Here is an 11,869-nt window from a genome sequence, read left to right as displayed (position 1 = left end):
CGTCTATGCGATGAGGAAATAGATGAGTGTTACGGCGATGCCAATGAAGATGATCGTCATGACACTCCCTGCCTTGAGGTAATCCCGTGTGCTGTAGCCACCGGGAGCCATCAGGAGTGCATTCACCTGGTGGGTCGGGAGGATGAAGGAGTTGGAGGCACAGACCGCAACAAGGAGTGCCAATGCACGTGGATCAACCCCTGTCCCTGCTCCGGTGAGCATGACAAGCGGCACAAGGAGGACTGTTGCTGCGACATTTGAGATGATGAGAGAGAGGATGGTCGCGAGGATGGCAACCGCGATCATGATGACCAGCGGGTGGGTTCCGGCAAGCGTCCCGGTGAGGGATGTGGCGACGAGTGCCGCAGCCCCGGTCTTCTCCATCGCAATCCCAAGCGGGATCAGCCCGCCGATGAGGGCGATGGTCTTCCACTCCACTGCCCGGTACACCTCGTCGGGGGTGAGGATTCCAAAGAGGATCATCCCTGCCGCACCGGTGAGGAGTGCAAGTGAGAGCGGAACGCCGGTGACAGTGAGGAGGAGTGCGGCGGCAAAGATCAGGACTGCCCGGACCCCTTTGTCATGGTGTATCGTCTCAACCTCCGGATGGGTGAGGAGGAGGAGATCACGGTTGCCTGCAAGGACCCGTAATGCATCCCATGAGCCGAAGGCGACGATGGTGTCTCCTGCCGTGAGGGGGGTATCAGAGAAGTCTGCCCTCGTCTCGGTCTCCCCGCTCTGGTGGACGATGGGTTCGATCGAGAACCGTTGGCGAAACCCGATCTCCCTGATACTCTGGCCGACGATGGATGCCTTTGGCCGGACGATCAGTTCTGCAAATCCATAACCCTCGCCGTCCAGTGTCTCCCTGAGCCTGCTCGAAGTTCCCGGGGGATTACACCCTGAATCACTGACGAATCTCTCAAAGTCCTCTTTTGTGCCGAGGAAGGCGAGCTCCTGGCCCGGCTCCAGCCGTGTATGGCGGGATGGGGCGATGGTGATCTCCTTATAGGTCCGGACGGCCAGGAGATCAAGTCCGTACCTGAGCTTGAAGAAGGCTTCTTCCCGGGTCTTTCCAATGAACGGGGAGGTCGGTGAGATGGTGCAGGTCCATATCGGATGATCGATATCCCATATCTCGGCGACCGTCGGACCTCTCTTCTTCTCCTCCTTCTTTGGAAGGATCCGATCTCCGAAGAAGGCAAAGAGGGCAACCCCGGCGATGAGGAGGGCAAGGCCGACCGGCGTCACCGCAAAGAGTGAGAAGGGCTCTGCATCTGCCTGGATAAGAAGATCGTTTAAGACGATGAGCGGTCCGGATCCGATCATCGTCACACTTCCCCCGAGGATTGCGGCAAATCCCATCGGCATCATCAGCCGGGAGACCGGGATCGCCGTCTGCCTGCTGATCCTCCTCATCGCCGGGAGGAAGAGGGCAGCGGAACCGATATTCTGCATCACCGAGGAGAGGAGACCGACCGTCATCGAGACGGTGGCATTGACCCTCCTCTCTTCAGTACCTGCATACGTGACGATGGCCGCGGCAAGCCGGGATGTAATCCCGGTCCTCTCGATCCCATATCCGAGGATCATCACCGACACCATCGCGATGACGGCGTTTGACGCAAAACCTGAGAACGCCTCCATCGGTGTGACGAGCCCAAGCCATGCAAGAGAGAGGGCGGCAAGGACTGCCACAACATCGATACGTATCCGTTCGGTGATGAAGAGGATGACTGTTCCTGTGAGGACGAGGAGTACGAGGAGGATGCCGGTCTCCATTCTGCATCACATTCCTTGCTGGATACAGGGAGATGAGAGGGGAGAGTGGAAAAAGGTTGCCTCTTTACCGGGAGAGGCGGGCCGTCAGCAGGTGGCGGCTGAGTGTCCCGGCAGTATCCGGGTTTGACTCGATACAGTCGAGGAGGAGGCGGATCTGCTGTATCGTTTCAGGATGGAGTTCATGCTCCATAAAGCAGGCATCATCTTCGGCGATCCGCTCAGGAACTTTCAGAAGGAGGAGAAACTCTTTGAGGGTCTGGTGGCGGAGGTGAACGGATCGCCCGATCGTTTCACCTTCCGGTCGGAGGACGACACCTTCATATTTTCTATATTCGATGAGGCCAAAGCCGTGGAGCTTCCGGAACATCTCAACGACGGTGGATGGCTGCACCCCAAGTTCGAGGGCGACATCCTTCGTCCTGGCATACCCCTTCTCGGTGGCAACGCGGTAGATTGCTTCGAGATAGTCTTCTGCTTTCCGTGACAGGTTGCTGACGCATGTTCTTCGGTCTGTGCCTGATGAACAATGTTTTCCTCCATGGTGATGGCTGTGCATAGACGAAGATCCCTCTTTGAAGATTGGTTGGTTGTACTTATTTCTGTTTGGTCGGTATCAAGTGGTGCCGAATAATGTTCGTAAAAGAGGAAAAACCCAAACAATGGAAAAGAGGTAATCGGAGATCTCCTGTCAGGCTGGTGCGTCTATTGTATCGTGCGTATTGACAGGTTCTGGATGAGGTTTTGATTGATAACCAATGGCTGAGTGGTTATTGTCGCATTCTCCGCCTTCCGGTTCTCCGTGTTCCGGAATTTGGAGTTCCATCTCTTCTTCTTACTGGTTATCCCCTCCATATGCCTCTCTGACTCCGTCTCCGGAGAGGCGGATATCTGATCGTACTGCACCTCTGAGGAAGGAACGAACCGCCTCCCTCCGCTCTCCATCATCCTGGTGATGGAGGCTTCTGATCGAACTGTTTACACCCATATTAGTGAACCCTCCGTCTGGTGTGACTGCTCTTCTGCATGGTATCGCTTCCGTGTCGCGAGCAGGGTTCTGATCATTTCTGCATCCCGATCGGGGTGCTCCCCCTTCTCACCCGCTCGCTGATACTATCGTAGTCTCTTCGGGAGGTATGACTCCTCGCCAAAGAATGTGCGGAGATGGAACAGGTTACCGTGACTCATTCGGTTTTGTCTATGAAATCGAATGGATGCCGCAGACTCTGCCCGGCGCCCTGATAGGGAAGACTATTATTGTATCAGACGATATCATCGCTATGCATCCCCTGTACCGGAACCTTCCGGCAGTATTCATCTTCCTCGGTCTTCTCATCGCAACAGCAGCCGAGCTGGTCTATCATGCCGGGGCCGGTATCGTCACCGGATACACCCATATCTATTACCTGGTGATCATCCTCGCAGCATACTACTACAGGTTCTGGGGAGTTGCAGTCGGAGGATATCTTGGTTCTGTTCATATCATGGCAGATATTGCCCTCACCGGATCGGTGACCGGCGATGCGATGATTCGTGCAGCCTCCTTCATTGCAGCGGGTCTCCTCTCTGCGGCTCTGGCGTCCGGGCTCCGGGCTAATATTCCTGTGAGTGAGGTTATCCAGAATAGTATGTGCCGTGTTCGTGCACGGATGGTCTCTGAGAAGGATATCATCAGAATGCGCCAGGATTGTGATCTTCCTTCCCTCCTGGCAATTCTCACCTTTGGTGAGATGGATACCCGGTATGCAGCAATTGATGCCCTTGGGCGGCTCCGGGATCCACGTGCCATCGAACCACTCATCGAGAGCCTCAGGAGTGATGCCTATTCCGGCCTGCGATGGAAGGCGGCGGAGGCACTTGCCCGGATTGGATCTCCCGCCGTCGGTCCACTCCTCTCCCTCCTCTCAGATCCGGATGAAGATGTCAGGTGGAAGGTTGCAATTGCACTTGGTGAGATTCGTGACCCCCGGGCGATTGATCCCCTCCTCTCCCTCCTCTCTGATCCCGACTCGTATGTCCGGAGCAGGGCCGCGCTTGCACTGGCAACCATCGGAGAACCCGCGGTATCAGATCTGATCGCCTCCCTTAGTGACGAGGATCCGGTCATCAGGGCTTCGGCATCTTCCGCCCTTGGTATTCTGGGGAATCAGGACGCGATTCCGGCCCTCATCACTGCTCTTTCAGATCCCGATGACCGTGTCAGATCCGAGGTGATATCGGCCCTTTCACGAATCGGATCATCCGTTATCCCTCCTCTTATCGAGGCAATATGGGCCGCACCCCCGGATCTCCGCCCCGGTCTCCTCCTCCTTTCTGCTGATCCAGGAACGGTGAGTCCGCTGATCGAGATGATCGAGGAGGCCGATCCGGATCTGAGAAGGGAACTGGCAATGGCACTTCAGGAGTCAGGGGACTCTGGTCTCTCCGTCTTCATCGAGGAGCTGAAGAAAGAGGTCCCCTCCCCAGGCAGGCTTATTGCGGGTATTCCCGGAAAGAGGTAATCTTTATTGGTGTTCCCTCACCAGATCACATCAGATGTACGGTCGGTATGGGTACCAGTTCTGTGTTGAAAAAGGCGATTTAAAGGTCTGCTTCTCAAAGGATGAGGATTTTATCAGGTACTTCCGAAGCCTTGGTGATAAGACGGTGGAGCGGATCGTCGCATCAGAATCAGGAACGGTATATATCAACCCGGTTGAACCCCTGAACCTCCCTGATGAGGTGACCCGCTTCCTTGAGATCCGGTTTGAGCCTATCCTTATCGAACCGGAGGCTGTCCGGCAGATCTATCTGACATTTCCGATCGAGATCGGGGTGTTCCTTGGAAAATCAGATGCTATCCAGTTGATTGATGTATTCTCCCGGATGCCCCAGAAGTACTCCCTCTATGGACCAACCGATACCGGGGTGATCACCCGGTACTACTGGAGCGCCGTCTATCTCCATCGTCCATCACCGGATCCCTGGTATGAAGGCGTCCTTGAACTCACCATGCATAATACAACCAAAGGATGGATCGAGGTCTCCCGTGTGGTCTTTGAGAACTATGGGATGAAGATCTACTTTGACCAGGAACTCGTCTCAATGAAAGCACATATGCAGATAATCAAGCATACGATAGCCGAGACCTCATTTATCGATAAGCCGATGAGGGAGGGGATGCAGAAGTCAATTGAACTGTACTATTCAAGGAAGATCCCTGGTGTTGAGCGTGCGATAAGCTATACCATGGAGGAGGGGATGAGTTAGATGGATATCTCTGATCCGGAGACGATCTTTCGGTCTGAAGGGACAATTCTGCACCTTCTGACAACCCCCGTCATTGGAGAGACGACACCGCTCGATCTCGTCTGGGTTCTCATCATCTTTATATTTGCACTCACCCTGATCCGTGTCGTCAGGATCCAGCTGAAGCGGAGCTTCGGGGACAGGGTTCCAAAGTCGGATCTCGACTTTATGACGACGATCGTGACATACCTTCTGTATCTGGCGACCTTCCTTGTCATACTGCCATACCTGCACTTTGATCTCTCGGGTCTCTTCGTCGCCGGAGGAATCATCGCACTTGCCCTGGCGTTTGCGACCCAGAATATCGTCTCAAACCTGGTATCCGGACTATTTCTTATGTTCGAGCGGCCGATCAAGATCGGTGATAATATCTCGATCGGCTCCATGACGGCGACCGTCCAGAATATTCAGATTATGTCGACGATCGTCCGGACATTTGATGGCATCTATGTCCGGATCCCTAATTCCAGGCTCTTCACCAGTGATATCACAAATCTTGTCATCCATCCTGCCCGCCGGTTCGAATATACCATCGGCATACGATATCGGGATGATGCGGGAAAAGCGATCTCGATCATCAGGGATATGATCGATAAACAGCCGTATGCCTTAAAAAGTCCGGGTCCGTCTGTCTATGTTGACAAACTTGACAGCTCAAGCGTCAATATCGTCGTCAAGATCTGGGCTCCCTCCCTCTACTGGTGGGGGCTCCGGACCGAACTTCTCTGGAGACTCAAGGTTGAACTTGAGAAGAACGGCATCCAGATACCATTCCCCCAGCAGGAGGTCTGGTTTAATAATATCCTGAAGGCTGATATGAAGAGTGTTAAGGAACCACCCCCAATCCGGGAGATTCCCTTTCAGCCGATAGAAAAAGAGGAAAAGACAAAACCAGGTGAGACACATGGCTGGTAAAGAAGAGATATATGCATTATTCAGAGCGGTCGGAGAACCGGATCTCGAGGCACGAAGAGAGGCGGAGCTGGCGCTTGCCGCGATCGGCCCGTCAGCCATCCCCGAAATTATCGCAGCGTTGGAGGAGTCACAGGCGACGATGCGGTGGTACCTTGCCCGCGCCATCGCCAGGATGGGCGTTGCTTCTGTTGATCCGGTGATCGAGGCGATTCGTTTGAGCGGGGATCCGGATCTCCGCCGGTACCTGACCGGATCCCTTGCATCGCTTGGTGAGGCGGGGATCCCGCATCTCATCAGGCATCTTGCCGATGATGATGTCAATGTCCGTGGAGCCATCGCACTTGCACTCTGCCGTATTGGTGAGCCGGCAATTCCTGCCCTCTCGGAAGCGGCCGACGGGGATGATCCCTTCCTCCGTACCTGTGCCGAACTCGTCCTCTTCAGGATGGGTGAAGAGGGGATCATAGCACTCTTTCCTGATGAAGAGGGGTAAACGCGATGAGCCTCCCTGCGATGTCTCCTGCGATGGAGGCATATCTCTCCTCGATGAACCGCTCCCTCGAAGAAGCCCTCGCTATTGCGCGGGAGGCACGATCGCGGGGGATCGATCCCTCAACAACTCCTGAGATCCCGATTGCCAATGATCTCGCTGATCGTGTCGAGGCACTCCTGCATATCCCCGGTGTTGCTGCCCGTATTCGTGAGCTTGAGGCAGAGATGTCGCGTGAGGAGGCGGCACTCCGAATCGGTGATGATTTTGTGGCACGCCGGTTTGGGGAGACGTCGCGAGAGGAGGTGGTTGATCATGCGATCCGCTGCTCAATGGCGCTGCTGACCGAAGGAGTCGTCGCTGCACCGACCGAGGGGATCGCGAAGGTGACGTTTGGGAAGAATGATGATGGCTCCGAGTATCTCAGGATCTATTATGCAGGTCCCATCCGGTCCGCTGGCGGGACAGCCCAGGCGCTCTCGGTCCTCGTCGGAGACTATGTCCGCCGTGCGCTTGGGATCAACCGGTATATTCCACGGCAGATAGAGATCGAACGCTACATCGAGGAGATCCGCCAGTATAATAATATCCTGAGCCTTCAGTACGCTCCAACAGAGGCAGAGCTCCGCCTGATCATCGAGAACTGCCCGGTCTGTATCGACGGTGAGCCGACCGAGCGGGATGAGGTCTCAGGATACCGCAATCTCGAACGGGTGGAGACGAATGCGGTCCGGGGGGGGATGGCACTCGTCATCGCCGAGGGACTCGCACTGAAGGCGCCAAAGATCCAGAAGAATGTTGCGAAGATGAAGATGTCGGGATGGGAGTGGCTTGATACCCTCGTCGCCGGTACCTCGTCATCAGGGGGGGAAGAGGAGACCGGTGTCCACCCGAAGGATAAATATCTCAAGGATGCTATCGCCGGCCGGCCGGTCTTTGCCTATCCGATGCGAAAAGGTGGGTTCCGGCTCCGGCTCGGCCGTGGAAGGAACAGTGGTTTTGCCGCGGGCGGTCTGAACCCGGCAACGATGTTCATCCTCGGTGAATATCTTTCGCCGGGAACGCAGATGAAGGTTGAACGGCCGGGCAAGGCGGCCGGTGTGGTTCCGGTTGATACCATTGAGGGTCCCACCGTCCTTCTTACCTCAGGTGAGGTGAGACGGATAGACCGGGAGGAGGATGCAGTGGCACTCATCTCTGATATTGAGGCGATCCTTGATGTCGGTGAGATGCTTATCAGCTTCGGAGAGTTCCTCGAGAATAACCATCCCCTTGTTCCACCGTCGTACTGCGAGGAGTGGTGGCTTCAGGAGCGGGGTCCCCGCCACCCTGAAGATGAGATGGAGGCGATACGGTTTGCGATGGATGGTGCGTATCTCCACCCTGATTACACCTGGTTCTTTGATGATCTCACAATGGAGGAGTTTCGATTCCTTGCGGATCTGGTTTCTGCAGGGGGGAGGGTGGAATCTGATCAGCTCAGAATCCAGAATAATGCCGAGATCAAACATCTGTTTGAGGAGATCCTGATTCCCCACACCATGGAGGGTGGTGATATCGTCATCCGGACCTATTACTCCCTTCTTGCCTGCCTCGGCCTCTCACTGGATCTCTCCCGGCGTGATGGCTGGAAGACGCTTCCTGCTTCAGGAGACGGCCTTGATGCCGCCCGGCATCTCAGCGGTTTTATGATCCGCTCAAAGGCGGGGACACGGATCGGTGGCCGGATGGGCCGTCCCGGCAAGTCTGCTCCACGGAAGATGAAGTCGGCACCCCATGCCCTCTTCCCGGTGGGGGATGGCGGTGGTGCGAGGCGATCATTTCAGGGAGCCGGTGCAAAGAAGAGTGGCGGGACCGTTCCGGATGGGGATCTCCTGATGCAGATCGAGACGACAGGGACGGTCAGTATCCCTCTTGGGGAGAGGAAATGTCCCCGTTGTGGGGTGACGACCTACTGGAACCGGTGCGGGTGCGGTGAACATACCGAACCGGTCTTCCGGTGTCTCCATTGTAACAAGGAGGTCACGGAGGATCGGTGCCCCCGCTGTGATGCCCCGACCACCTGCCAGCATGAGGTCGATCTCAATATTAAGAAAGAGTATGATGATGCCCTTGCCCGCCTTGGCATTCTTCCCGACGCCCTGAAGCTTTTAAAGGGGCTCAAGGAGCTGAAGTCCCGGGACCGGGCAGTGGAGCCGATTGAGAAGGGTATCCTCCGTGCGGTCCGGGATCTCTTCGCCTTTAAGGATGGAACGGTGAGATACGATATGATCGATCTCCCCCTCACGCATTTCCGGCCACGAGAGATCGGTGTCTCCCCTGAACGCCTCCGTGAACTTGGGTATCATACGGATATGGAAGGCCGGGATCTGGTGGATCTGGATCAGACGGTTGAACTGAGGCCCCAGGATATCCTCGTCTCCCGGGACTGCGGGGAGTACCTGGTATCTGTGGCAGGGTTTGTCGATGATCTCCTGGAGAAGGTCTACGGGCTTCCCCGGTACTATAATGCCCAGACGCCTGCGGATCTCGTCGGCCAGCTCCTGATCGGGCTTGCTCCGCATACAAGCGCGGGGGTGCTGGCACGGCTTATCGGGTATTCAGAGGCCCTCGTCGGATACGCTCACCCCTTCTTCCATGCAGCAAAGAGGAGGAACTGCTTCCATGGCGATACCGAGATCGAGGTCCGGGGTCCTGATGGCTGGAAGAGACTCCCGATCCGTGATTTTGTTGTCGGGAACTTTGATCTCTCCTCCCCGGGCATCGACCGTATCGGGACATTCTATTCAGATCCTGCAATACCCCATATGACGGTTGCGATCGATACGAACGGGACACCGAAGATGCGGCGGATCACCTCGGTCTCGGTCCACCGTGCCCCCGATCACCTCATCCTCTTTGAGACCGAACGGGGCAAACGGCTCGCCGTCACCCCGGATCACGCGATGCTGATCTGGGATTGCACGTACCTCCGGAAGATCCGGGCTGTTGAGGTGAAGCCGGGAGACCGGGTCGCGGTAATGGAAGGGGGGATGGTGCTTGCAGATACGATCCGGATCGCAGAGCCGACTCCGTGCCTTGATGATCGTGTCTACTGCCTGACGGTTGCCGGGGATCATACCCTCCATGCGAACGGGATCTTCACCGGCCAGTGCGATGGTGATGAGGATTGTGTGATGCTCCTCCTTGACGGCCTGATTAATTTCTCCCGCTCCTTCCTCCCGGAGACCCGTGGGGGATCGATGGATGCCCCCCTGGTCCTGACGAGCCGGATCGATCCGGCTGAGGTGGATAAGGAGACCCTGAATGTCGATCTGGTGAGCAGGTATCCGCTCTCGGTCTATGAAGGGTGCCTCCGGTATGCCGCTCCGAAGGATCTCGAGAAGGAGGTGGATCATGTGGAGCTCCGGATCGGGACGCCTGCCCAGTATGAGGGCTTCTCGTTTACGCATGATACCACGGATATCTCTGCGGGTCCTCAGACGACGATGTACACCCGGCTCGGGTCGATGGTGGATAAGCTCGATGCCGAACTCCTCCTTGCCCGGAAGATCCGGGCGGTGGATGAGGACGACCTCGCTGAGCGGGTGCTGACGACCCATTTCATTCGTGATATGATCGGCAACCTCAATGCTTTCTCAAAACAGGGGTTCCGGTGTCCACGCTGCGCTGCCAAGTTCCGGAGGATGCCGCTTGCCGGGAAGTGCCGGTGTGGCGGGAGGATCATCGCGACCGTGACCGAGGGGGCGGTGAAGAAGTACCTTGCTGCTTCCCAGTCCATCTGTGAGCAGTTCGCCATCTCTGAGTACACAAAACAGCGGATCCGGGTGATCGACGCCTCGATCAATTCCACCTTCGGGGAGGAGGAGAAGGTCCAGCTCGGTCTTGCAGATTTTATGTAGATCGAGGAATGCTTTTTTGCAGTGAAGAGCGAATATACTATCTTCAGGGCGAGTGTTACCGAGAGGCCAAAGGTGCCCGACTCAAGATCGGTTCCCGTAGGGGTTCGCAGGTTCGAATCCTGCCACTCGCATGCGATCATCCTGGAAAGGGCAGGAGGCATATTTACTCATTATTCCTTCGAATTGCAACAGCAGAGATGATTTCTGATTTCATGGGATGTTGCCGCCAATCGAGCTAGGGGAATAGATCCCGACTCCCACAGCTCTGCCATCGGATCGTTCATCTCCTCTTTTAAAAAAGATTATCATCTCTGGAGTGTGAGAGGTTGATATGAGACGATTATCGATCATCATCTGTCTCTTTCTTCTCCTCACAACCGTGGCTCCTGCTATTGCCGCAGAGCAGGGGGGCGAGTCTGGTCAGGCGTCGGTTGCACGAGGTCCCCCGTCTGAACCGGGGAACAAGTCCGGGGGTCCTCCGGTAACAACCCCCGCACCCCCGGTGATGGCAGCCCCTCCGGATGCATCGCAGGGTGAACGAGTCCGTGAAACTGTTCGGGAAGAGAGAATCAACAACTCTGTTGATCCCGCAGGGTTGAGAACCCTTATCCGCACCCGGCAGGAGATGCAGGCAGAAGAGGTGAAGACGCTCCCCCAGCAGGCACGGGCACGGTATATCCATGAGAATCAGGTCAGAAACGCTGTCTTCTTCCTTCTGGCTGCTGAAAATATGACCGGTATCGGTCCGCATGTTGCTCAAACCGCCCGAGAGTACAATGCCTCGGTCAATGCCCAGTGGAAGGATGAGATGACAATAGAAAGGCGATCCGGCATCATGCGTACACTCTTTGGAGGGGATCTGGAGGCAGCAGACCGGATCAGAATACAGGCAGAAGAGAATGAGCGGCGGATAGAGGAGATTCGTGAGCTCATCCAGAACAGCTCTTCAACGGACCCGGAACTCTCAGAGATCCTTCTTGAACAGCTCGGCCCGATGGAGGAGGAGCAACGCCGCCTTCAAGAACGGGCGATGATGGAAGAGCAGAAGAAGGGCTTCTTCAGCTGGATCCTCGGCTGAACAGTACGCATTAAAGTGATGTGGCTTCGAGGGGAGATGGTGAGAGCTCAGGGATCAGCACCCTCTTTCCGACCCCCCGCCTGCCGGTGAGGACAAGGAACGAAGGGCTCTGTGCAGAGAGATGCTCCATCAGCCCGAGCTCTTCTCTCCTTTCATAGAATTCAATAATGATTATGATTGTAATTATTATAGATATAATTATTGTTGGGGGCTTGCCGAGGAGCGACGTGTAGTATGCTATAACAAAAAGCCAGAAAAACTTTCAGTATACTATAGGTTTTATCTCCTCCCGGCGCCCCCCCGAAGCGATAGTATAAACAATATAGGACTTACGCATAACCCTCCGAAAAAAATTTAGAGCGCATACTTTGGATCCTTTAGGTAGTCGGCGATAGCATTAGACTGGATCTCCCATTT

The 11,869-nt window shown here is 55.7% G+C and carries 9 protein-coding genes and 1 tRNA gene; 7 read left to right on the top strand and 3 right to left on the bottom strand.

Features of this window, described 5'->3' with window-relative positions:
* Positions 1–3: 3 nt before the first annotated feature.
* The 3 genes from J2T58_RS09470 to J2T58_RS09460 form a co-directional block, all read right to left on the bottom strand.
* Positions 4–1,782, bottom strand: coding sequence for an SLC13 family permease (locus J2T58_RS09470; RefSeq protein ID WP_253489275.1), 1,779 nt, complete (start codon positions 1,780–1,782; stop codon positions 4–6).
* 64 nt (positions 1,783–1,846) lie between these two features.
* Positions 1,847–2,338: a metal-dependent transcriptional regulator gene (locus tag J2T58_RS09465; protein WP_253489272.1), complete on the bottom strand. Its 492-nt coding sequence runs from the start codon at positions 2,336–2,338 to the stop codon at positions 1,847–1,849.
* A gap of 276 nt (positions 2,339–2,614) precedes the next feature.
* Entirely contained in the window at positions 2,615–2,767 is a 153-nt protein-coding gene (locus J2T58_RS09460) for a hypothetical protein (protein ID WP_253489269.1), read from the bottom strand.
* A gap of 148 nt (positions 2,768–2,915) precedes the next feature.
* On the opposite strand from J2T58_RS09460, the gene J2T58_RS09455 reads away from it, so the two are divergent.
* The 7 genes from J2T58_RS09455 (at position 2,916) to J2T58_RS09425 (ending at position 11,452) form a co-directional block, all read left to right on the top strand.
* On the top strand, positions 2,916–4,280 hold the full coding sequence (locus tag J2T58_RS09455) for a HEAT repeat domain-containing protein (protein WP_253489266.1): 1,365 nt from the start codon (positions 2,916–2,918) through the stop codon (positions 4,278–4,280).
* 34 nt (positions 4,281–4,314) lie between these two features.
* On the top strand, positions 4,315–5,028 hold the full coding sequence (locus tag J2T58_RS09450) for a DUF432 domain-containing protein (protein ID WP_253489263.1): 714 nt from the start codon (positions 4,315–4,317) through the stop codon (positions 5,026–5,028).
* Positions 5,029–5,982, top strand: coding sequence for a mechanosensitive ion channel family protein (locus tag J2T58_RS09445; protein WP_253489260.1), 954 nt, complete (start codon positions 5,029–5,031; stop codon positions 5,980–5,982).
* Complete coding sequence (locus J2T58_RS09440; protein WP_253489256.1) at positions 5,972–6,475, top strand: HEAT repeat domain-containing protein; 504 nt, start codon at positions 5,972–5,974, stop codon at positions 6,473–6,475. The genes J2T58_RS09445 and J2T58_RS09440 overlap by 11 nt, the downstream gene beginning before the upstream one ends.
* A 5-nt stretch (positions 6,476–6,480) precedes the next feature.
* Positions 6,481–10,374, top strand: a complete 3,894-nt coding sequence (locus tag J2T58_RS09435; RefSeq protein WP_253489253.1) for a DNA-directed DNA polymerase II large subunit — start codon at positions 6,481–6,483, stop codon at positions 10,372–10,374.
* A 48-nt stretch (positions 10,375–10,422) separates the two neighbouring features.
* Positions 10,423–10,505 (top strand) — tRNA-Leu (locus J2T58_RS09430).
* Between the two features lie 200 nt (positions 10,506–10,705).
* Complete coding sequence (locus J2T58_RS09425) at positions 10,706–11,452, top strand: hypothetical protein (protein WP_253489250.1); 747 nt, start codon at positions 10,706–10,708, stop codon at positions 11,450–11,452.
* Positions 11,453–11,869 lie beyond the last annotated feature (417 nt).

Source organism: Methanocalculus alkaliphilus, from assembly GCF_024170505.1.
Classification (GTDB): Archaea; Halobacteriota; Methanomicrobia; order Methanomicrobiales; family Methanocorpusculaceae; genus Methanocalculus; species Methanocalculus alkaliphilus.
Note: the sequence above shows the minus strand (reverse complement) of the source record. Positions and strands in the feature narration are given on the sequence as shown.